Here is a 22,328-nt window from a genome sequence, read left to right as displayed (position 1 = left end):
GATGGGTAAGGAACGACAGGCGAGGACGCGTCAGCGCGTCGTCTCGCCCTTGACGAAGAATTCCTTGCGGCCGCGCATCGTCTCGATGCGCTCGACCAGCAGGGCGAGATCTTCGGGGGAATCCTGCGGGTTCAGGTGTTCCGCGGCGACCGTCAGCACCGGCGTGCGGTCGTAGTGGTAGAAGAATTCGTTGTACGCGTCGACGAGCGAGCGCAGGTACGCGTCGCTGATCTGCAGCTCCATCGGCAGCCCGCGCTTCTGGATGCGCGAGAACAGCACTTCGGGGCTCGCCTGCAGGTAGACGACGAGGTCGGGCGACGGCGCCTGCGGCACGTCCACGTGCGTGGCGACCGAACGGTAGAGCTGCCACTCGTCTTCCGGCAGGTTCAGCCGCGCGAAGATGTCGTTTTTCTGCGGCATGAAATCGGCGATGACCGGGCGGCCCGTTTCGAGCGCACCGATCAGCTCGCGTGCCTGCTGCGCACGCTGCAGCGCGAACGACAGCTGCACGGGCAGCGCGTAGCGCGTGGTATCGCGATAGAAGCGTTCGAGGAACGGGTTGTCCTGCGGGCGCTCGAGCAGCGTCTGCATCGACCAGCGTTCGGCGAGCAGGCGCGCGAGCGTCGTCTTGCCGACGCCGATCGGGCCTTCGATCACGAGATAGCGGTGCGGGGCGCGCAGGTCGGGCGCAGTGACGGTGAGGGGTGTCGGGGTCATCGGCAGCGGTTCTTGTCGGCGTCTGCGCTGGCGGCGAGCGCCTTCTGCATCAGGCACTGGCAGGTCTGCACCTTCTCGACGCGCTGATCCGCGACGGCGGCGAGGAAGGTATCGGCACGGCCGCGCGCGGGAATGTCGAGTGCGGGCTCGATCTCCACGAGCGGCACGAGCGCGAACGCGCGATCGGTGAGGCGCGGGTGCGGGACGATCAGGTCGGGTTCGTCGATCGAGTCGGCGCCGAACAGCAGGATGTCGAGGTCGAGCGTGCGCGGCGCGTTGCGATACGGGCGCTCGCGGCCGAAGTGATGTTCGATCTTCTGGCAGAGCGCGAGCAGCTCGCGCGCCGACAGCGTCGTGTCGAGCTTGACGACGCAGTTGTAGTAGTCGTCGCCGCCCGCTTCGAAGGGCGCCGTGCGATACAGGCTCGATTTGCCGAGGATCGAGATGGTGCGCTGCTGCGCGAGGCACACCACCGCGTCCTTCAGGGTCTGGCGCGCATCGCCGAGATTCGCCCCCAGTCCGATATATGCAACCGTCATGGCATCACTTCCTACGTCGTTCGCCGTCGTGCGCGTCAGTCGTCGGAACCGCCCGAGGTGTCCGGTGCCTGCTCGGCGGCACCTTCACCCGGCTTGCGGTTTCGCGCACCGCCGCGGCGGCGCCGCTTGCGGGGCGATTTTTCCTTCGAGCCGCCCTGCGTGAGCAATGCCTCGCGAGCGGCCGCGTCGCCTTCGATGAAATCCGTCCACCACTGTCCGACTTCCGCATCGAGCTCGCCGGATTCGCAGCGTAACAGGAGGAAATCATACCCCGCTCTAAACCTTTGGTGTTCCAGCAGCCTCATCGCGCTGCGGCCCGAGCGTTTCTCGAGGCGCAGCTGCAGGCCCCAGATCTCGCGCATGTCGGCCGAGTAGCGCTTGTGGATCGCGAGTTTCTCGGTCTGCATGTCGAGCACGTCGTCCATCGCGCGATGGAGCGCCGGCACCGGGATTTCGCCTTCGGCCGTGTATTGCTCGAAGCGCTGGCGCATGTCGTGCCACAGCAGCGTCGCGAACAGGAAGCCCGGCGATACCGTCTTGCCGGCGCGCACGCGCGCGTCGGTGTTGTTCAGCGCGAGCGTGATGAACTTTTCGCCCTGCGGCTGTTCGAGCACGACGTCGAGCAGCGGCAGCAGCCCGTGATGCAGACCCTCCTTGCGCAGCTGCTTCAGGCACGCGAGCGCGTGGCCCGACAGCAGCAGCTTCAGCATTTCGTCGAACAGGCGCGCGGCCGGCACGTTGTTGATCAGGTCGGCGAGCGCGTTGATCGGCTCGCGCGTGTGCGGCTCGATCTCGAAACCGAGCTTCGCCGCGAAGCGCACGACGCGCAGCATCCGCACCGGATCCTCGCGGAAGCGCGTGGCCGGATCGCCGATCATCCGCAACAGGCGGGCGCGTACGTCGGCCATCCCGTCGTGATAGTCGAGCACCGTCTGCGTCGACGGGTCGTAGTACATCGCGTTGATCGTGAAGTCGCGGCGCGCGGCGTCCTCGTGCTGCTCGCCCCACACGTTGTCGCGCAGCACGCGGCCGCTCGCATCGACCGCATGCGTGCGGCGATCGAGTTCGTCGCGCTTCAGGCGCCTCGGCGGCTCGGCCGTTGCCGCGGACGCCTCGGGCGGCGCGTCGACCAGCGCGCGGAACGTCGACACCTCGATCAGTTCCTGGCCGAACTGCACGTGGACGATCTGGAAGCGGCGGCCGATCAGGCGCGCGCGGCGGAACAGGCGCTGCACCTCGGTCGGCGTCGCATCGGTCGCGACGTCGAAGTCCTTCGGCGCGATGCCGAGCAGCAGGTCGCGTACCGCACCGCCGACGATGAAGGCGCGGAAGCCCGCCTGCTGCAGCGTGTCGGTCACGCGCACGGCATTCTTCGAGATCAGCGCCGGGTTGATGCCGTGCACGCTGGCCGGCACGACGGTCGGCTCATGGTTGCTGCGCGGCTTTTTCGTGCCGCCGCGGGCGCCTTTCGGGGCACGCGGGGTAGCAGGGGCCGCTTCGTCGGCCGGGGCCGCTGCGGGAGAGGTTTGCTCGGTTTCGTCCTGGCCGAGCAGTTTGCGAATGAATTTTTTGATCACGACGTTCAGAAGAGATCGAGGATGCGCCAGCCGCGGTTGCTTGCATGCGCGCGCAGCGTGTCGTCAGGGTTGGTCGCGATCGGGTCGGTGACTTTCTCGAGCAACGGGATGTCGTTGTGCGAGTCGCTGTAGAAGTAGGTGTGCGTGAAGTCGCTCCATTGCTTGCCGAGCGACGCGAGCCACGCTTCGGTCCGCACGATCTTGCCTTCGCGATAGCTCGGCGTGCCGGTCGGACGGCCCGTGTACGGCGAATCGGGATGCCCGTCGGTCGTCTCGACCTCGCAGGCGATCAGCGTGTCGACGCCGAACGCGGTGGCGATCGGGCGCGTGATGAATTCGTTGGTCGCCGTCACGACGCAGCACAGGTCGCCTGCATCGAGGTGCTTGCGCACGAGTTCGAGCGCGGCGGGCGTCATTGCGGGTCGGATCACCTCGTGCATGTACTGCTCGTGCCATTGCGCGAGCTGCGCACGCGAATACTTCGCGAGCGGCGTGAGCATCGCCGTGAGGTACGCGTGGATGTCGAGCTTGCCGGCCTTGTAGTCGGCGAAGAACTGGTCGTTCTGACGCGAGAAGCTTTCCGCGTCGACGATGCCGAGCTTCACCATGAAGCGGCCCCATTCGTGGTCGCTATCGGTCGGGATCAGCGTGTGATCGAGGTCAAAGAGTGCCAGATTAGTCATGGAAGCGCATTTTACTCGAAGCGGTTCGGGCCCGTGCCCGGTGGGGTGATGTCGTCGCCGGGACGCGCCAGCATGCGGCGCAGCAACGGCAGCGTGACGGCGCGTTTCTGCTCGAGCGAGAAGCGGTCGAGCGCGTCGAGCAGCGCCATCAGGCTCGGCATGTCGCGGCGGAAATGGGTCAGCAGGTAGGCGGCGATGTCGTCGGTGAGCGCGATCCCGCGTTCCTTCGCCGCGAGCTTGAGCACGGCGATCTTGCCGGCATCGGACGGCGGCGACAGGTGGAACACGAGCCCCCAGCCGAGGCGCGTGCGGAGATCCTCGCGCACGTCGAGCGCGAGCGGCGCCGCGGGGCCCGCCGCGACGAACGCGCTCGACGGGTGCGCGCGCACTTCGTTGAACAGGTTGAACAGCGCGACCTGCTGCGTGTCGCTCATCCGGTCGCAGTCGTCGATCGCGTAGATGCCGATGCGCGGGTCGAACGTGAACGCGCCGAGCGGGCTTTGCGGTGTGAGATAACGCGCATAGCCGTACGAGGCGTCGCTCACGAGCGCCTGCAGCAGATGGGTGCGGCCGCATCCGGGCTCGCCCCAGATATAGAACGACCGGTCCGGCACGGGGCCCGCCGCGAGCGCGAGGTCGAGCTTCTGCAGGCGCGAGATGAGCTCGTCGTTCTCATCGTTCATGATGAAGTTGTCGAACGTGGCGGGCGGCGGCGTGCCGAGATCGAGCGTCAGTTGACGGGACACAACAGTCACAATGCGGGTCGGTTGAAAATACGCGTGCCGTACGCCGGGCACGCGCCGGGAACTGCGCCTTCGCGGGCTTCACGCGCGCCCGCACGCACGGCGCCACGCCGGTTTCGGCGCGGTTCGCTCGGCGATGAAAACGGGGACGTGTTGACCAAGATGCAATCCCTGACGATTCGGTGCTGGGAATTCCGGCCAACGGGCCGGCTTCGGGTAAAATCGCATTTTACCGACCTTCTCGCATTCCCCCATGAATCCTCCGAAATCCGCTCCCGACGCCCAAGGTCTGTCCTATCGCGACGCAGGCGTCGACATCGACGCGGGCGACGCGCTCATCGACAAGATCAAGCCTTTTGCGAAGAAAACCCTGCGCGACGGCGTGCTCGGCGGCATCGGCGGGTTCGGCGCGCTGTTCGAAGTACCGAAGAAGTACAAGGAGCCCGTGCTCGTGTCGGGCACCGACGGCGTGGGCACCAAGCTCAAGCTGGCCTTTCATCTGAACAAACACGACACCGTCGGCCAGGATCTCGTCGCGATGAGCGTGAACGACATCCTCGTGCAGGGCGCCGAGCCGCTGTTCTTCCTCGACTACTTCGCGTGCGGCAAGCTCGACGTCGATACCGCGGCAACGGTCGTCAAGGGCATCGCGCAGGGTTGCGAACTGTCCGGCTGCGCGCTGATCGGCGGTGAAACGGCCGAAATGCCGGGCATGTACCCGGACGGCGAATACGACCTGGCCGGCTTCGCGGTCGGCGCGGTCGAGAAGAGCAAGATCATCGACGGCAGCACGATCGCCGAGGGCGACGTGGTGCTGGGCCTCGCATCGAGCGGCATCCACTCGAACGGTTTCTCGCTCGTGCGCAAGATCATCGAGCGCGCGAACCCCGACCTGTCGGCCGATTTCCACGGCCGCTCGCTCGCCGACGCGCTGATGGCACCCACGCGCATCTACGTGAAGCCGCTGCTCGCGCTGATGCAGAAGCTGTCGGTGAAGGGCATGGCGCACATCACCGGCGGCGGCCTCGTCGAGAACATTCCGCGCGTGCTGCGCGAAGGCCTCACCGCCGAGCTCGACCAGAACGCGTGGCCGCTGCCGCCGCTGTTCAAGTGGCTGCAGGAGCACGGCGGCGTCGCCGACGCGGAAATGCACCGCGTGTTCAACTGCGGGATCGGCATGGCCGTGATCGTTTCGGCGGCCGATGCCGACGCAGCGATCGCCGACCTGACCGCCGCCGGCGAACAGGTGTGGAAGATCGGCACCGTCCGTGCGACCCGCGAAGGCGAGGCGCAGACCGTCGTGGTCTGACGCACGGCCGCAGCAGATGCAGCAAGGAAAGCCGCCCGGAGTCGATCCGGGCGGCTTTTTTTTCGGGCGCCGCGCGGCGTACGGGCGCGCGCCGATGAAGGAGGAGCGACGATGACCGAAGACGAACGCGCGATCCGTGAGCTCGTGGACAACTGGTTCGTATCGAGCCGCCGCGGCGACCTGGCGACCGTGCTCGACCTGATCGCCGACGACGCGATCTTCATGGTGGCCGGCAGGCCGCCGTTCGATAAGGCGGCGTTTGCGGCCGCATCGCGTGACGCGAACGCCGGGGGCGGGCCCGCGCCGACGATCGACGGCCGTTACCGGATCGACGAACTGCGCGTGCTGGGCGACTGGGCGTACATGCGCAATTTCATCGAGATCGAGGCGACTCCGCCGGGCGGCGAGACGATCCGCCGTTCGGGCCATACGCTGACGATCTTCCGCAAGGCCGACGGCCGCTGGCAGCTCGTCCGCGATGCCAATCTCGTGACGCTCGCGCATTGAGCACGGCGGCGGGCGTGACGGTGCCGGCCGGCGCTCAGGCGGACGGCCGCGCCGCGCCCGCTGGCCGGGCACCGGCCAGCAACGGCGGGACGAGCAGATAAAGCAGCGCGGCCGCGGCCCAGACGAGCCCCGGCCAGGTCGCGCGTGTCGCCGCATAGGTTGCGGTGACGACCAGCGGCCCCGCGACACCGATCAGGCTCGCCACGCTCGCGAGCGCGCCTTGCAGTTCACCCTGGCGCGCATCGTCGACCTGCCGCGCGAGCATCGCCTGCAGCGCCGGCAACGTCATGCCGCCCGCCGCGAACAGCGGCAGCAGCGCGAACGGCACCCACGCGGCGGTCGCGAACGCAATCGCCACGAGCCCGAGCGCGTCGCCCGCGAGGCCCAGTGCGAGCGCGCGGCGCTCGCCGAGCCGCGCGATCAGCGGCCCGATCGCGAAAGCCTGCGCGAGCGCGTGACACGCGCCGTAGCCTGCCAGCGACAGCCCCGCGATCGGTGTCGACCACCCGAAATGTTCCTGGCCGTACAGGATCCACAGCGTGGCGGGCGCCTGCGACACCAGCGCCACGATCACGTAAATGCCGATCAGCGGCACGAGCGCCGGTGAGCCGGTCAGCCGGCGCAGGCTGGCGAACGGGTTGAGCGCGCCGGCCGTTTGGCCTTTGCGGGCCGAACGCGGCCGCGATTCCGGCAGCGCGCGCCAGACGAGCACGAGGTTGAGCGCGTTGAGCACGGCGGCCGCGACGAACGGCGCGCGCACATGCAGCGCGCCGAGCAGGCCGCCGATCAACGGGCCCGCGATGAAGCCGATGCCCATCATCGCGCCGAGCTGGCCGAAGCGTCGCGCGCGGTCGGGTTCGGCCGTGACGTCGGTGACGTATGCAGTCGCGACCGCGACGTTCGCGCCGGTGATGCCCGCGATCAGCCGCCCGACGTAGAGCCAGGCGAGCGTCGGCGCGAGCGCCATCAGCAGGTAGTCGAGCGCGGCGCCCGCGAGCGACACGAGCAGGACGGGCCGGCGGCCGAAGCGGTCGCTCAGCGCGCCGAGCAGCGGTGCGCACAGGAACTGCGCGAATGCGTACAGCGCGAGCAGGATCCCGTAGTGGGTGTCGGTGCTGCCCGCATCGGCGAGCGAGCGCAGGAGCCCGGGGAGGATCGGCATCACGATCCCGACGCCGATCGCGTCGAGCAGGACCGTGGCCAGAATGGCAATCAGGGACGGATTCAAGGGTGTAACTCTATCGGTGATAGAGTGGCGATTATTCCACAACTTTCCCTATCGGTGATAGAGATGAAGGACACAGGGGCGCGGCTGACGCGCGACACGGTACTGCGCGCGGCGCTCGACCTGCTCGATGAAGTCGGCATCGATGGGCTGTCGACGCGGCGGCTCGCCGAGCGGCTCGGCGTGCAGTCGCCGACGCTTTACTGGCATTTCCGGAACAAGGCCGAACTGCTCGACGCGATGGCCGAGGCGATCATGCTCGAGCGGCACGATGCGTCGCTGCCGCGGCCGGGCGAGGCGTGGGATGCGTGGCTTCTCGACAACGCGCGCAGTTTCCGGCGCGCGCTGCTGGCCTATCGCGACGGCGCGCGCCTGCATGCCGGTACCCGGCCGCGGGCGCTGCATTTCAGCTCGATCGAACGCAAGGTCGCGCTGCTCGGCGAAGCGGGTTTCGCGCCGGACGAGGCGGTCGACGTGATGTATGCGCTGGGCCGCTTCGTGGTTGGATGGGTGCTGGAGGAACAGGCGGAACCCGAAGGCGAGGCCGATGCGCCGCTGCCGGACGCGGCCGAGTATCCGTTGCTCGCCAAGGGCTGGGCCGCGCTGCGTGCACGCGGCGGAGACGAAGCGTTCGAGCGCGGCGTCGCGCTGATCGTCGACGGCGCCCGCGCGCGCCTGGCAGCACGCGCGCGCGGCTGACGGTCAGGCCGGCGTGCCGCCGTCGAGCACGCGTTCGAGCGCGTCGAGCGCGCGGGCCGTGGCGTCCGGCGCGATGCAGTCGACGACGATCCGCTCCGGCATCGCGCGCAGCCAGGTGATCTGGCGCTTGCAGAGCTGGCGCGTCGCGAAGATGCCCTTGTCGCGCATCGTCCGGTAGTCGGTGTCGCCGTCGAGGAATTCCCATGCCTGCCGGTAGCCGACGCAGCGCATCGACGGCAGGTCGGGATGGAGATCCTCGCGACGGCGGAGCCGCTCGACTTCGTCGATGAAGCCCGCGTCGAGCATCGCATCGAAGCGCTGCGCGATCCGTGCGTGCAGTACCGCGCGATCGGACGGCTCGAGCGCGACCGGCACGAAGCGGTAAGCGGCGGCTGCATCGTCGTTGCGTCGCGGGGCGGCGAGCAGTACCGACATCGGCTGCCCGCTCAGCATGAACACTTCGAGCGCCCGCTGGATCCGTTGCGAATCGTTCGGCGCGAGCCGCGCGGCCGTGTCGGGATCGACCTGCGCGAGTCGCGCGTGCAGCGCGGGCCAGCCATCGCGTGCGGCTTCCGCATCGAGGGTCGCGCGCACGTCCGGATCGGCGCCGGGCAGGTCGTTGAGCCCCTGCGTCAGTGCCTTGTAGTAGAGCATCGTGCCGCCCGCGAGCAGCGGCGTGCGGCCGCGCGCGGCGATCTCGCCGATCAGGCGCAGCGTGTCGGCGCGGAAACTCGCGGCCGAATACGCGTCGGCCGGATCGATGATGTCGATCAGGTGGTGCGGCACGCTCGCGCGCTCTTCACGCGAAGGCTTCGCGGTGCCGATATCCATGTCGCGGTAGACGAGCGCCGAATCGACGCTGACGATCTCGATCGGGCGGCGCGCGGCGAGCGCCAGCGCCGCGGCCGTCTTGCCCGAGGCAGTGGGGCCGAGCAGGCAGGCGATCGTCGTCGGAGAGGTCTGCGGTGAAGCGCTCATTGTCCGCGCATGAACAGGCGGTCGAGATCGTTCAGCGTGAGCTGATACCACGTCGGCCGGCCGTGATTGCACTGGTCCGCGCGTTCGGTCGCCTCCATCTGCCGCAGCAGCGCGTTCATCTCGTCGAGCGTCAGGCGCCGGTTCGCGCGCACCGCGTGGTGGCAGGCGAGCGTGCCGAGCAGTTCGTGCTGGCGCTCGGTAAGCACGCGCGAGCCGCCGAACGCGTGCAGGTCGGCGAGCACCGCGCGCGCGAGCGACTGCAGGTCGGCATCCTTCAGCAGCGCCGGCACCGCGCGGATCGCGAGCGTCGTCGGCGACAGCACCGCCAGGTCGAAACCGAGCGATTCGAGCGTGTCGCGCTCTTCCTCGACCGTGCCGATCTCGACCGGCGTGGCCGTCATCGAGATCGGCAGCAGCAGCGCCTGCACGGCGACCGAGCGGTCGGCGAGCGCGTTCTTGAACTGTTCGTACAGGATCCGCTCGTGTGCCGCGTGCATGTCGACGATCACGAGCCCGTGCGCGTTCTGCGCGAGCACGTAAATACCGTGGATCTGGCCGAGCGCGAAGCCGAGCGGCTGCTCGTCGTGCGCGGTGGCGGCGATCGGCGATACGGTGAAGCCGGGCAGCGGTGCGAGCGGCGTATCGGCCGAGTCGCGCGCGATGGTGGTCGTGCCGTCCGGTGTGCCGGCGCCGCTATCCTTGCGGCCGAACATCGCGTCGTAGAGCGCGAGCGGCTGCGCGACGGGCAGCGTGCCCTGCGTCATCCGCGCCTGGCGCATCCAGGTGTTGCCTGCCGACGAGGACGACGGCGACGAGAAGCCGCTGCCGCCCGTGCCACCCATGCTGCCGGTCGCGTGGCCCTGGCTCTGCCCGAGCGGCGTGTCCAGGAACGACGACGGCCCGCGCGGAGCCGGTTCGATATGCGCGGCATGGCCACCCGCCGTGGTTTCCGGCGACGCGCCCGCATGGCGCGCGAGCGCGCGCTGGACCGCATGGAACACGTACTGGTGGATCGAGCGCGAATCGCGGAAGCGTACCTCGATCTTCGACGGATGCACGTTCACGTCGACGGCTTCCGGCGGCAGGTCGAGAAACAGCACGTACGACGGGTAGCGGTCGCCGTGCAGCACGTCCTCATAGGCCGCGCGCACCGCGTGCGTCAGCAGCTTGTCGCGCACGAAGCGGCCGTTCACGAAAAAATATTGCTGGTCGGCGCGCCCGCGGCTTGCGGTCGGCAGCCCGGCGCAGCCGTAGACGGCGAGCGGGCCGGCCTGCTCGTCGAGCGGCAGGTGCGCGGTCGCGAAGCCGTCGCCGAGGATCTTCGCGACGCGCTGCGCGGGCTCGGTCGCATTCCAGTGCTCGACGGCCTTGCCGTTGTGCAGCACCGAGATCGCGACGTCCGGCCGCGCGAGCGCCGCGCGGCGGATCATTTCCAGGCAGTGGCCGAACTCGGTCTGCTCGCTCTTCAGGAACTTGCGCCGCGCGGGCGTGTTGAAGTACAGCTCGCGCACCTCGATCGTCGTGCCGGTCGCACCGGCGGCGGGCGACAGCACGCCCGTCTGCGCGTCGATCTTCATCGCATGCGCGGCATCGGCCGTCCGGCTCGTGATCGACATCTCGGCCACCGACGCGATCGACGCGAGCGCTTCGCCGCGGAAACCCAGCGTGGCGACCGCCTCGAGCTCCTCGAGCGAGCGGATCTTGCTGGTCGCATGGCGCATCAGCGCGAGCGCCAGCTCGTCGGGCGGAATCCCGCAGCCGTCGTCGGTGATCGAGATGCGCTTGACGCCGCCTTCTTCCAGCACGATGCGCAGCGTCGTGGCGCCGGCGTCCATCGCGTTCTCCAGCAGCTCCTTGACGACCGACGCCGGACGTTCGACGACCTCGCCGGCGGCGATCTGGCTGATCAGCTGGTCGGGCAGGGGCTGGATCGCGCGCAGCGGGCGCGGAGCAGGGGCGGGCGTGTCGCCCGCGGCCATTTCGGTGATTTCGGACATGGCCGAATTATAGCGAGGCGGCGGATGCGTGCCGGGGCGCCGGAGCGTTACGTTTTTTCACGGAGCCTTAAGGTAGTTTCGGTATCATGGCTCCGTTTCGCGCGCCGCCTTGGCCGGCGGGCGCTTCCGCCAAGTCTGGCCTGTTTCGGCCGTTCCGGCCCTATCGCCTTCGAGGAATCGCATTTGGATACGCTGCTTCATTTCGTCAACCTTGTCCTGCATATCGACGCCTTCCTCGGCGATTTCATCCGGCAGTACGGCGCGTGGGTCTATCTCGTGCTGTTCCTGATCGTGTTCTGCGAGACGGGGCTCGTCGTGTTCCCGTTCCTGCCGGGCGATTCGCTGCTGTTCATCGGCGGCGCGTTCGCGGCGACGGGCGAAATGAACGTCGGCGCGCTGATCGTGCTGCTGCTCGTCGCGGCGATCGCCGGCAACACCGTGAACTACCTGATCGGCCGCTGGGTCGGCCCGAAGGTGTTCAATACGCATATCCCGGTGCTCGAGCGCTTCCTTGACCGCGCCGCGCTGCAGAAGACCCACTCGTTCTACGACAAGCACGGCGGCAAGACGATCGTGCTCGCGCGCTTCATCCCGGTCGTGCGTACGTTCGCGCCGTTCGTCGCGGGCGCGTCGTCGATGAGCGTCGCGCGCTTCCAGCTCTTCAACGTGATCGGCGCGCTGGTGTGGGTGCTGCTGCTCGTGCTGCTCGGGTATTTCTTCGGCAACATCCCGTTCATCCGCCAGTACCTGAACGTGATCGTGCTGGTCGGTATCGGTGCGGCGATCGTGCCGGTCGCGCTCGGCGCGGTGTGGAAGCTGGTGCGCGGGAAGCAGTCGGATAACGCGCAGAAGACGGGCGGGCGGTAAGCCCGGAGGCTTCGGTTTCAGGCAATAAAAAAGCGTGGCGGGTGCCACGCTTTTTTTTCGTCCGGTGCTGCCGTCATGCGCTGCGATGCAAGAGCGGCGTTTCGGGCGTCGGGTATTGCGCGTCGCGGAACGTTTCGAGGATCACGCGGTTGGTGTCGCAGTACACCTGCCAGTAGTTTTCAGGTTGCGTGGACGGGCGCACGAACAGCAGCGGGCCTTCCGGCGTGAACTGCAGCACGCCGACGTCCGGCGCCGGGCTGGTCAGCACGTTCGGGATCTGCTGGATCGACGCTTTCAGGCGGTTGATCGCGTCGACGGCATCGACGCCGTTCGCGATCTTCGCGGTCAGGTCGACGCGACGATACGACGTTGCGCTGTAGTTGGCGATGTTGTCCGAGAAGATCTTGTTGTTGCCGACGATCGTCACGATGTTGTCCGGCGTGACGATCGTCGTGCCGAACAGGCCGAGCTCCTTGACCGTGCCCGTGACGCCGCCCGCGCTGATCACGTCGCCGATCTTGAACGGACGCAGCACCTGCATGAACACGCCGGCGGCGAAATGCGCGAGCAGGCCGCCCCAGGCGGTACCGATCGCGAGGCCGAGGCCGGCGAGCAGTGCGGCGAACGAGGTGGTCTGCACGCCGAAGATCTGCAGGATCGCGAGGATCAGCAGGATCGTCAGCAGCACGCCGACGACGGAGGTCAGGTAGTCGGTGAGTGTCGGGTCGACCTTGCCGCTGCGGCGCACGACCTTGCCGAGCAGGCGGGTACCGATGCGGATCGCCCAGCGGCCGACGAACCACAAGACGATCGCGGCGAGGAGGTTGAGGCCGAAGTCGAGGCCGCGGGTCATCAGGAATTGCTGGGCGGTGGCGAGATCGATCATGCGTTCTCCGGGGGGAAGGGGCGCGTGCGAGACGACGCGCCGCGTTTCTTATACCGCGACATGCGCTGGGGGAGCAACCTAAGTATGGTTGCAATTCGAGTTTGAACTTCATGTCCGGGATGCGTTTGCACTATCGCCTACTTTGATTTCTTTGATGGGCGCAGTCAATGTTCCCGGCAAGGCGGCATGTCGATTACTTCTCGACAGATGTCGAGCGCACATTCATTCTTGTACCTGTCCTGCACACAGGTGTTGGCGTTCAATCGACAGGTACCGACTCCACCCGCCGCGTTTCCGATTCCAGACATCATGTGTGTTGAGCGACCTACCGGTACAGTCGAGAACCATGAGTGAGATCGCGATTGGGCATCATTGGCTGCAAATAAAATCACAAGCCGAGCGCGCCATATATCCGCCGTGTGTTCTGTTGTTTGAGTTCGCAGCAAGCCGGTGGAGCCATCCAGTCTGCTTCGCGCCGTTGTTTCGTTGCAAAGCAGAACCGGTGATGTGGTGTAGTTCAGTGGTAATTTTCTAGGAGCCAGTCAATGAATTTGGCCTTGGTTGCCTGCTTTTCGGTTTGGGCGGTTTGCTTGATTTTTGCAAGATTTAATTTACCCGTTATTTCTTCATCGGTCGTGAAATTGCATAAATCATTGACTTTGTTGATGTTATTTCCATTATTTTTGAGAAAATCTTCGTAGTAGATTTCTATGCAACGATCATCGGGGAGTGTGCTAGCGAACGATTCAAGATAGATATCGGAGAGTAAGACGGATTTCAGCGATTCTTCGATTTCCGCCGGATCCGAGCTGATACCGTTGTCTGGGGCGTCCTCGGGATTGCCATAAAAATGATAGAGTCCGGATTTTTTTGCCATTGCCAGGCTGATTGCTTGCTGTATCTTGTTTTTTCGTCTAATTACAATCCAGTATGCGTTCTGGCCGAAAAAGGCATCCTGGACAATTTCTGATTTCCTTGATTCTCGTTTTATGATGGATAGCGCTTTGCACATTACCTTGGATGACGCCCATCCCTCCGGATTCAGATACAAGTTACTCTGAATTTCCATAATATTTTGTTCGGTTGAATTCTCGTGCAAGTCGGAAAATTTTTCCTGTGCCAAATCCCAGAATTCGTATCCAAATCGCTCGTTGAGATAGTACGAAATGGATTCTGCAATATACGTCGATCCGGAGCGGACCTCGCTTGCGATGTATAGTGTTTTCCTCATGTCATCCTCTTGACGTGTCCAGTGCTACCGCAATACCTGCAAGCGGCACTTTATTGTTAGCGATGTTTGTGATTCTTGTTAAATTGCTTTTTGTGGAATTTGCTGTCCAAGTCGGTCGATCACCAGTTCGAGCTGTTCCTTTTTCCACCAATTATCTTGCATCTACGCTATTAGCGAAAAAAGAAAAACGAGGTAGCACGAATATTCGCGCGACCCCGTATGCGGAAGCAGCGTTGTGCCGAGGTGGCTAACCTGCCTGCTGCCGCGATTCTACTGCGTCGACACTCGGCCGTATGTGTCTTGGAAGCGTATGATATCGTCTTCACCGAGGTACGCACCTGACTGCACCTCAATCAACTCGAGCGGAATTTTGCCGGGATTTCTCAAGCGGTGTGTCGTGCCGAGTGGGATGTAGGTCGATTGATTTTCCGTCAACAAAATATCCTTGTCGCCATTTGTGACAAGTGCTGTTCCCTTCACGACAATCCAGTGCTCCGCGCGATGATGGTGCATTTGAAGGCTGAGTTGGGCGCCTGGATTGACGACGATCCGTTTGACCTGGAAGCGATCGCCTTGATCAATGCCCTCATACGACCCCCAGGGACGCACGACGCGGCGATGCGTGACTGATTCATGCCGGTCTGACGCGTTGAGCCACTCGACGATTTTCTTCACGTCCTGAGTCTTGTCGCGATGTGCGATCAGCACGGCGTCCGCCGTTTCGACGATCACAATATCGGTCAAGCCGATTGCAGCGACCATGCGGTGTTCCGTGCGGATGTATGAATTCGTCACGGAGTTCGCGTAAACGTCGCCTATAATCACGTTGCCGTTTTCGTCTTTTTCGGCGATTTCAGCGAGAGCGCTCCATGATCCAATATCATTCCAGCCGAGGTCGGCAGCGCCGACTACAGCTGCGCGCTCGGTCTTTTCCATGACCGCGTAGTCGATTGACACGCTTGGGCTGGCTGAGAAAGATTCTGCGTCGAGGCGGATGAAATCATCGTCGCGTACCGCTGATGCAAGCGAGAGTTCCGCTTGGCGTGCGATATCTGGCGCATGACGGCCTAACTCCGTCATGTAGTTCGCTGCTTTCAGCATGAACATACCGCTATTCCAGTAGTAGCCACCGTCGTTGACGAAGTGTTCCGCCGTTTCTGCGTTCGGCTTCTCGACGAACGACTCGACCTTGTACACGTCGCTTGAACCCGCAAGCGACGTGCCGCGGCGGATGTAGCCATATCCTGTGTGCGGTGTCGTGGGTGTGATACCGAATGTAACGAGATATTGATCCGCGGCGAATTCGGCTGCTGTCTGGACTGCAGTGGCGAATGCCGCTTCGTCGAGGATCACGTGATCGGATGGCAGTATGAGAACCAATGCATCTGGGGATTCCTGCTGAGCGAGCAGTGCGGCGGCGGCGATTGCCGGTGCCGTATTGCGACCAATCGGTTCAAGCACGATTGATGACGGCGTGACGCCAATCTGTCGCAGCTGCTCTGCGACTAGAAAACGCTGCTCATTATTGGTGACGATGATCGGAGCCGAGACATTTGGAATGCCATTCGTCCGCAGTGCGGTTTGCTGAACAAGCGTGTGATCACCCGTCAATTTAAGGTATTGCTTTGGGTAGCCTCCGCGGGACATTGGCCACAGGCGTGTGCCGCTTCCGCCGCACAGGATTACAGGGTAGATTTTCATGATTTTATCCCAATTGTAAATCGAATTGGCTTCGCACGGCCATTAAGGGTTTTTGGCATTTTAACGCCACTCGAGCCAGAGATTAATTTTCCCGTACCGCTTCGAGTGATTTTTCCCGATATTGACGGTAGCGCCATGCAATGTGCGACAGTGCGTTTCGGGACCACCTGAAGGCTTTCAAGAACGGACGCGTTGGATCTTCTCGAATGCGCTTCAACTGTCGGGAGGCCTTGTGCTTAAGCTGTCTGACGACCGCCTCGGGGGTCGTGTACAGGCTAAGCCGCCAATCCCAATAGATCGGGTATCGCAACAGTGCACCGGCTATCAGCATATCGATCGTCAGCGTACGTTGGCGCCATGGCAACGGTGCCTGTTCGTCGTGAGTCAATCCCCATCCGGCATAGAAGGGAAGCCCGTAGGTGTACACCGCTTTGTCGCGCAGCAACGCATCAAAGCCCGCGAGCGATGACAGTGTATGTACCTCGGTGGCAGCTTCGATCAGTGAAATCATGTCAGCTTCGGTATCCACGATATCGGCGAAGCGCGCCGCATCGATCAGTCCGTTTCGATTACCGGACATGACATCCGGGTGAGGTTTGTAGACGATGAATGCATCGGTGCGGCGCGCGCGCACTTCCTGAAGAAGCTGTTCTGCTGTGCGAATTGTCTTGGTTCCGAGCAGAACGGACGCATCGTCGGCAACTTGACCAGCGACGAGTACGATTGTTCGCCCAACGGGAGGGCGCCATGTCGGTGCGCGACGGCCCAGGTTGTATTTTGTAAGGCCGCTGCGCACGATTTCTACCCTCAATGCCGCAGCCCTGGCGAGCTCGATATCGTCGAAGTCCGTCTCATTCAATATCGCGGTTAGATCGCTGGGGGCGGTAGGGTCGAAATGCAGACCGCAACTGTCGATGACTTGGCTGTACGGCGCATTCATGTCAGAGCCGAGGCCGGTCGAATGAATGAAGCCGTCTTCGATTCGCACATAGGTTGAGCCCTTGGGCAGCGCATCCGCATTGCGAGCGCCCCATAGAGCCGCGCATTCGTTCGCGTTGAGTGTTTCGGGGTGATGCGTCCAGCGGAGGCTGCCTCCGCCGGCTCTCAGGAACGGTGTAACAAACGGACGTTTCCATTGCTGAAAGCTGATGCCAACGACATGCCGAAGATGACTGAATCGACGCACGACAGCTCGTTGCAGGTCGATCGAGTCTAGCAGGGCGTCCAGCGAGCCAGGTGAGTGAGTGGCAGGATCCAGATGAAACGCAAGTCGCGTGAAAACCACCTCAAACAATGCCGCGAGCGTTGGACGCGCAGCGCGGTCCGGTTGCTGATTGTAATCGTCAGTCAACCCCCATCCCGCATAGTACGGCATGCCGAATACATGCAGCGGGACGCGGGACAGCAGTGCCTGCATACCTTCGGGAGCGGAGACCGTATATACATGATCGAAGTGGCTGAGTGACGCGCCAAGGGAATCGTCACGGCTTAGTCGACGCAAGCCATGCGGCAGATGCGTTGTGGACGAGGATAGCCATCGTCCGTGGCCTGACGCTGCTGATTGCGCTAGCCAGAACTCTGCATCGGGGTGGGTTTCCCGGGCCACCTCGACCATTTGACGGAAGCGGGCTTTGCGTTGTGTGGAAGAGAGGTCGATTCCGTCGACCGACGATGGTTCGTCGATCAGCATGACGCGTACTTTGTCCGTCGGAGTTTGCAGCACATGGGGGCAGCAATTCAGTCGATGTATATGATCGAATACGTGAGTGTTGCTGACTCGATTCATCAATACGCGGATGAGGTCGGAGGATCCAGCCGTGAGATCAGCGACCAGTTCGTTATCGATTGCTTCGATCCATGATTCTGGCGTAAGGCTTGACAGTGAGGGGGCAAACCACGACACGATCGGATCTGTGCGTTTGTCGCGCGGCATCATTGCGGTCGGCCAGACAGCGGCCGATGGATCGCCGGTCATCCGGCATGCTACGCGTTTGTACCATGTGTTTATGCGAATGTAATGCGATCCCGAAGCGCGCGAGCGGCGAGGGGGAATGGTGCCCGAGGAGGGTGCGTCGCATCGTTTCGCGCAATTCGCGCTGTCGAATTCGGCAGTCGCTCTGCTCATTTTTCCAACGTTGCCAAAAAGTGATCAACCTTTGTGAAGTGTTCGGCCCAGGTAGGCTCCCGAAACAGTTTGATTCGCTGTAGTTGTGCGCTTCGCAGTGGGCTGTCGGCCGCCGAATAGGCATGGATTCGGTCGAGCCAACCAGGACCGTCCAATGGATCGAGGTAGTCGGGAATATCTGCAGCGATTTCGTGAAACACATCGATGTCACTTGCGAGGACAGGCACGTGCTGAGCAAGCGCCTCAACGAGCGGCATTCCGTAGCCTTCGACGAACGACGGAAAGATGAGGGCGCGTGCATGTTGAAGCCATGTATGCAAACGTTCATCGGAGCATTCCTGCTCCTCGATTACGGTCCCCTTGAGTCGCTCGCATCGTTCGAGCATGTCCGTAACGTTCTCGCATTCCCAGCCACGGCGACCGATGATGACCAGCTTGGGTGCCAATTTGCCGAGTTGCTCAACAAGTTTTCGCCAAACGTGCAGGATGAACCAGTGATTTTTTCTCGGTTCGATCGTGCCCAGCATGACGAAATACGGTGTGTCGATGGGGCAGCTTGAGCGTCGAAATGGTATGACGCCAGACGCCAATCTGGCCACGGTGCTCGGCGGTGGCGTAATGTTTGCGCGGCGTGCTTCGGCGATCAGCGAGTCGAGTGTTACCTGCGAGTTGGCAATGAGACCATTCGCATGTCGCAGAGCCGTATGAATTCGATTCCGATGGATTGCGTCTACGCCGGGGCGACAATATTCCGCATGTGTCAGAGGGATCAGATCGTGAACGACGAAGGCCGTCTGGATTCCGTTCTTGCGCATCGCCTCATAGTAGCGCCGGTGTTCCATTCCGGCGTGACTTGTATGCAACAGGATGCCGCTACCCGTGGACTGGTGGCGCACTTGACCGATCACGGCCCGGGCCACGAGTTTGGATATAGCGACGCGGTTGCGTGTCTGCGCGGTAAGCAAGTCGAACGCACGCTGTGACTCATTTTTCGACATCACAACGGAAAAGCCGCGCTCGCTGAGCACTGCTCTCGCCTGCGCGCCGTACCTTTCGATATAGGCAAGGCCGACGCGATCGACGCCGGTCGGCAGTAATCCGTCATAGAGGCGCGACAAAAGCCGGGAGATGTCCAGAAAAATGGTCGACACGAAATTGCAAGAATGTTGTGGTAGTTTGAACAATTTTCGCTACCCTAGGGGCGCGGAAAGCGTGGTTTTTTTGTTGGCAACGTTCTCTTTCATTTTACAACGTGAGACAATTCGCGCCGACCTTATAAATTATCACGTTCGAAAAAATGTCGAGTTTGTCTCGTAACGCTCTCCGGGCGGGATTGCTCGGTGGGCTGTTGTTCCTGTTCGGGTGTTCCTCAATCCCTACCTCGGGGCCCAATCGTGCCCAGATCAATCAGGCGGCGAGTGGTTCCAATGCGGCCGGCATCCAGATCGTCGATGTGACGGACGACGTCGCTCGCAAGTTGTATTCTGAACGAGCCCGCGCGGATTTCGTATCGACGCTCGGTGATGGTGTTGCGTTTCAGCAGCAATTAGGGATAGGTGACACCATTGAGGTCTCAATTTGGGAAGCGCCGCCGGCCACCCTGTTTGGCACAACGCCGCTTGATGCGAGGAGCAGTCCCAGCAACGCTCGTGTGACCGTTTTGCCGGACCAGGCAATCGATGGCAGCGGAAACGTTGATATTCCGTTCGTCGGGGCAGTGCGAGCGGCAGGGCGAACGCCGGTTCAGTTGCAACGGGATATCGCCCAGCGCTTGAAGAACATCGCGCACGATCCGCAAGTACTGGTCAAGTTGTCGCGAAATGTGACGTCCTATGTCACAGTCGTGGGCGACGTTGCAAGCAGCAATCGGATGCCGCTCACTGCGCGTGGCGAGCGCCTGTTGGATGCATTGGCAACTGCGGGTGGGGTGCGACAGCCGGTCGACAAGATCACAATTCAACTGACGCGTGGCTCACAGGTGGTGTCGCTACCTCTTGAAACGATTATCCGGGATCCTCGGCAGAATGTGCCGCTCCGGGCGGGCGACGTCGTGACCGCGCTGTTTCAACCTTATAGCTTTATGGCCCTGGGGGCGACAGGTAAGAACGAGGAGGTCAACTTCGAAGCGCAGGGCATTACGTTGGCGCAGGCGCTTGCCCGGGCAGGCGGATTGCAGGACTCCCGGTCGGACGCTCAAGGTGTATTCATTTTCCGGCTTGAGGATGTCCGGGCACTAAATTGGCCAAGCCAACCAGTGCGGACGACTGCGGACGGGAAGGTGCCGGTGATTTATCGGGTTAATCTTCGTGATGCGAATTCCTTTTTCGTGGCGCAAAGTTTCATGATGGACAACAAGGACCTTCTGTATGTCTCGAATGCTCCGGTAACAGATATTCAGAAGGTTTTGAATTTGGTGTTCTCGGTTGCTTACCCCGTCGTGACTGGGGTGCAGACATTTAGATAATTTGGGTGAAGGGAAAATGGGGTGAAATCGATCGACGTAGGTGTTCGGTCGATTTGCGCGCAATCTTTGATGTATTCGCGTGTGGCATTGCTGGTCAGCCGTTTTTTGCTTTGGCTTGCTGGTGGCTACGAGCGATAAAAATAACGAATCAGCGATGAAGGCAGCGTTAGTTACTGGGATAACCGGTCAGGATGGTGGATATCTGGCGAAATTGCTGCTGACCAAGGGTTATAAGGTCATTGGAACGCATCGTCGGAGCAGTGCGCCCAATTTTTGGAGGATCGAGGAACTCGGCATCCTGAATCACGAGAATCTGGCTTTGGTCGAATATGATGTCACTGATCCGGGCTCTGCGATACGTCTGATTGATCGATACGAGCCGAACGAAATATATAACCTTGCCGCCCAGAGCTTTGTCGCTTCGTCGTTTGAGCAGCCCGTCACGACAGCCGAGATTACAGGTATCGGTCCGTTGCATTTGCTTGAGGCCATCCGTGTAGTCAACAGGAAGATTCGGTTTTATCAAGCGAGCACCTCCGAGATGTTCGGCGAGGTCCAGTCTATTCCGCAAGTAGAAGAGACCAGTTTTTATCCTCGCAGTCCGTATGGTTGCGCGAAGCTCTTTGCGCACTGGTCGACAGTAAATTATCGAGAAAGTTACGACATTTTTGGTTGCAGCGGTATTCTGTTTAATCATGAATCTCCGCTGCGCGGACTCGAGTTTGTAACTCGCAAGATCACTGACGGTATTGCGCGAATACGGGCCGGAAAGGCGTCGGTGCTGGAACTTGGCAATCTCAATGCGTCGCGCGACTGGGGCTTCGCCGGAGAGTACGTCGAGGGCATGTGGCGAATGCTGCAATGTGAGGTTCCTGATACTTACGTTTTGGCGACAAACAGAACTACGACCGTACGTGACTTTGTGCAAATGTCGGCTAGGCATGCTGGTATCAACCTCGTCTGGTCAGGATCGGGGGTCGACGAGGTCGGTGTGAACGATGCGACGGGAGATGTTCTGGTTAGAGCCAATCCCAAATACTTCCGTCCGGCAGAAGTCGACATGCTTGTTGGTGACCCGTCGAAAGCAAGAGAGAAATTGGGGTGGTGTCCATCCACGACAGTGGAGCAATTGAGCCGGATGATGGTCATGGCGGACCTTAAGCGACATGCTGTTGAGCCTGCGTCCCAATCGTGACCAAGGTACTGGTGACCGGTGCGTCTGGATTTACTGGGCGTTATCTGACTCGCGAGCTGTTAGAGCATGGCTACGACGTTTGCGGGCTGGTGGCCGATTTTGACGAAGGAGCTTCGTTCTCTTCGCATGCGTGCGATTTGCTGGATCGGAAGAGGCTCGTCGACATTTTGTCCGTCGAGCGACCGGACGCTGTCGTGCATCTTGCTGCAATTTCTTCGCCGGTACACGAGGACGTGGACCGGATTTACCAAGCGAATATTCTTGGTACGCGAAGTCTGCTGGCTGCTTTGGTCGAATCGCGGAGCCGTCCTTATGCGGTCTTGCTGGCAAGTAGTGCCAGCGTCTACGGCCATCCTCGCAAGGTAATTGTCGACGAACGCGAGCCAGCGCTGCCCGTCAATGACTACGGGGTCACCAAGCTCGCAATGGAGCACCTCGCTCGCCTTTGGCAGGGGCGGTTGCCGATTTCGATCGTTCGGCCGTTCAACTACACTGGTGTTGGACAGGGAACCGGATTTGTTGTACCGAAAATCGTCGATTGTTTCAGGAGGCGTTCGCAGTCGATCGAGTTGGGCGCGGTAAACGTGGTCCGGGATTTTTCCGATGTGCGCACCATCGTTGACGTGTACCGGAAGTTGCTGGAGTCGCAGTGTGCAGGCGAAACATTCAATTTGTGTTCGGGTGTTGGATATTCGCTGCAGCAAATAATCCGATCCCTCGAAAGAATTTCCGGGCATTCAATCGAGGTGAGAACGAATCCAAAACTCTTTCGGGCGAATGATCTGCCTGTTTTGATCGGCGATCGAGGAAAAATCAAGAGGGTCTTGGGAGCACTCAGAGATATCGAGTTCGAGGAAACACTTGCCTGGATGCTAGAGGGGTAGG

The 22,328-nt window shown here is 62.2% G+C and carries 20 protein-coding genes; 7 read left to right on the top strand and 13 right to left on the bottom strand.

Annotated features, from left to right (window positions below):
• Window positions 1-30: 30 nt before the first annotated feature.
• From ABIC51_RS12570 to hda, 5 genes are read right to left on the bottom strand one after another with little or no spacing between them, the layout of a single operon-like run.
• A complete protein-coding gene (locus ABIC51_RS12570; RefSeq protein ID WP_060359589.1) occupies window positions 31-717 on the bottom strand; it encodes a deoxynucleoside kinase in 687 nt (228 codons plus the stop codon).
• Window positions 714-1,256, bottom strand: coding sequence for a 2-amino-4-hydroxy-6-hydroxymethyldihydropteridine diphosphokinase (gene folK, locus ABIC51_RS12565; RefSeq protein WP_059698831.1), 543 nt, complete (start codon window positions 1,254-1,256; stop codon window positions 714-716). The genes ABIC51_RS12570 and folK overlap by 4 nt, the downstream gene beginning before the upstream one ends.
• A gap of 35 nt (window positions 1,257-1,291) precedes the next feature.
• Window positions 1,292-2,833: a polynucleotide adenylyltransferase PcnB gene (pcnB, locus tag ABIC51_RS12560; protein WP_226129116.1), complete on the bottom strand. Its 1,542-nt coding sequence runs from the start codon at window positions 2,831-2,833 to the stop codon at window positions 1,292-1,294.
• Between the two features lie 5 nt (window positions 2,834-2,838).
• The gene (locus ABIC51_RS12555) at window positions 2,839-3,516 is read right to left on the bottom strand and encodes a histidinol-phosphatase (RefSeq protein ID WP_021162206.1); all 678 of its coding nucleotides are present in this window, start codon (window positions 3,514-3,516) and stop codon (window positions 2,839-2,841) included.
• Between the two features lie 11 nt (window positions 3,517-3,527).
• Window positions 3,528-4,262, bottom strand: coding sequence for a DnaA regulatory inactivator Hda (gene hda, locus ABIC51_RS12550; protein ID WP_217483926.1), 735 nt, complete (start codon window positions 4,260-4,262; stop codon window positions 3,528-3,530).
• Window positions 4,263-4,512: 250 nt separating this feature from the next.
• Here hda and purM point away from each other — a divergent pair, with 250 nt between their 5' ends.
• Together purM and ABIC51_RS12540 are read left to right on the top strand one after the other, a co-directional pair.
• A complete protein-coding gene (gene purM, locus ABIC51_RS12545) occupies window positions 4,513-5,568 on the top strand; it encodes a phosphoribosylformylglycinamidine cyclo-ligase (protein WP_006484927.1) in 1,056 nt (351 codons plus the stop codon).
• Between the two features lie 111 nt (window positions 5,569-5,679).
• The gene (locus tag ABIC51_RS12540; RefSeq protein ID WP_027788306.1) at window positions 5,680-6,075 is read left to right on the top strand and encodes a YybH family protein; all 396 of its coding nucleotides are present in this window, start codon (window positions 5,680-5,682) and stop codon (window positions 6,073-6,075) included.
• 34 nt (window positions 6,076-6,109) lie between these two features.
• Here ABIC51_RS12540 and tet read toward each other — a convergent pair whose 3' ends face one another.
• A complete protein-coding gene (tet, locus tag ABIC51_RS12535; protein ID WP_146253372.1) occupies window positions 6,110-7,303 on the bottom strand; it encodes a Tet(A)/Tet(B)/Tet(C) family tetracycline efflux MFS transporter in 1,194 nt (397 codons plus the stop codon).
• A 63-nt stretch (window positions 7,304-7,366) separates the two neighbouring features.
• Between tet and tetR the strand changes: the two genes are divergently transcribed.
• On the top strand, window positions 7,367-7,999 hold the full coding sequence (gene tetR / locus ABIC51_RS12530) for a tetracycline resistance transcriptional repressor TetR (RefSeq protein ID WP_027788304.1): 633 nt from the start codon (window positions 7,367-7,369) through the stop codon (window positions 7,997-7,999).
• 3 nt (window positions 8,000-8,002) lie between these two features.
• Here the strand turns inward: tetR and miaA are convergent, their stop codons facing one another.
• Both miaA and mutL read right to left on the bottom strand, forming a co-directional pair.
• Window positions 8,003-8,977, bottom strand: coding sequence for a tRNA (adenosine(37)-N6)-dimethylallyltransferase MiaA (gene miaA, locus ABIC51_RS12525; protein WP_124533939.1), 975 nt, complete (start codon window positions 8,975-8,977; stop codon window positions 8,003-8,005).
• Window positions 8,974-10,974, bottom strand: a complete 2,001-nt coding sequence (gene mutL, locus ABIC51_RS12520; RefSeq protein ID WP_226129113.1) for a DNA mismatch repair endonuclease MutL — start codon at window positions 10,972-10,974, stop codon at window positions 8,974-8,976. Before mutL ends, miaA begins: the two co-directional genes overlap by 4 nt.
• A 183-nt stretch (window positions 10,975-11,157) precedes the next feature.
• Between mutL and ABIC51_RS12515 the strand changes: the two genes are divergently transcribed.
• A complete protein-coding gene (locus ABIC51_RS12515) occupies window positions 11,158-11,841 on the top strand; it encodes a DedA family protein (protein ID WP_021162200.1) in 684 nt (227 codons plus the stop codon).
• A gap of 73 nt (window positions 11,842-11,914) precedes the next feature.
• On the opposite strand, the gene ABIC51_RS12510 is transcribed toward ABIC51_RS12515, so the two are convergent.
• The 5 genes from ABIC51_RS12510 to ABIC51_RS12490 form a co-directional block, all read right to left on the bottom strand.
• On the bottom strand, window positions 11,915-12,727 hold the full coding sequence (locus ABIC51_RS12510) for a mechanosensitive ion channel family protein (RefSeq protein ID WP_027788301.1): 813 nt from the start codon (window positions 12,725-12,727) through the stop codon (window positions 11,915-11,917).
• 517 nt (window positions 12,728-13,244) lie between these two features.
• The gene (locus ABIC51_RS12505) at window positions 13,245-13,958 is read right to left on the bottom strand and encodes a Stf0 family sulfotransferase (protein ID WP_226129618.1); all 714 of its coding nucleotides are present in this window, start codon (window positions 13,956-13,958) and stop codon (window positions 13,245-13,247) included.
• Window positions 13,959-14,228: 270 nt separating this feature from the next.
• A complete protein-coding gene (locus ABIC51_RS12500; protein ID WP_124919033.1) occupies window positions 14,229-15,659 on the bottom strand; it encodes a mannose-1-phosphate guanylyltransferase/mannose-6-phosphate isomerase in 1,431 nt (476 codons plus the stop codon).
• Window positions 15,660-15,741: 82 nt separating this feature from the next.
• On the bottom strand, window positions 15,742-17,634 hold the full coding sequence (locus ABIC51_RS12495) for a capsular polysaccharide export protein, LipB/KpsS family (protein ID WP_226129616.1): 1,893 nt from the start codon (window positions 17,632-17,634) through the stop codon (window positions 15,742-15,744).
• A gap of 146 nt (window positions 17,635-17,780) precedes the next feature.
• Window positions 17,781-18,935, bottom strand: coding sequence for a glycosyltransferase family 4 protein (locus ABIC51_RS12490; protein ID WP_176096515.1), 1,155 nt, complete (start codon window positions 18,933-18,935; stop codon window positions 17,781-17,783).
• 146 nt (window positions 18,936-19,081) lie between these two features.
• On the opposite strand from ABIC51_RS12490, the gene ABIC51_RS12485 reads away from it, so the two are divergent.
• The 3 genes from ABIC51_RS12485 (at window position 19,082) to ABIC51_RS12475 (ending at window position 22,327) form a co-directional block, all read left to right on the top strand.
• Complete coding sequence (locus ABIC51_RS12485; protein ID WP_124919036.1) at window positions 19,082-20,248, top strand: polysaccharide biosynthesis/export family protein; 1,167 nt, start codon at window positions 19,082-19,084, stop codon at window positions 20,246-20,248.
• Between the two features lie 154 nt (window positions 20,249-20,402).
• Window positions 20,403-21,443, top strand: a complete 1,041-nt coding sequence (gmd, locus tag ABIC51_RS12480) for a GDP-mannose 4,6-dehydratase (RefSeq protein ID WP_124919037.1) — start codon at window positions 20,403-20,405, stop codon at window positions 21,441-21,443.
• Window positions 21,440-22,327 (top strand): GDP-mannose 4,6-dehydratase, encoded by an 888-nt coding sequence (locus ABIC51_RS12475; RefSeq protein ID WP_176096516.1) that lies wholly within the window; start codon window positions 21,440-21,442, stop codon window positions 22,325-22,327. The genes gmd and ABIC51_RS12475 overlap by 4 nt, the downstream gene beginning before the upstream one ends.
• Window position 22,328 lies beyond the last annotated feature (1 nt).

It is taken from the genome of Burkholderia sp. 572 (assembly GCF_040545135.1).
In the GTDB taxonomy this organism is placed as follows: domain Bacteria; phylum Pseudomonadota; class Gammaproteobacteria; order Burkholderiales; family Burkholderiaceae; genus Burkholderia; species Burkholderia cepacia.
Note: the sequence above shows the minus strand (reverse complement) of the source record. Positions and strands in the feature narration are given on the sequence as shown.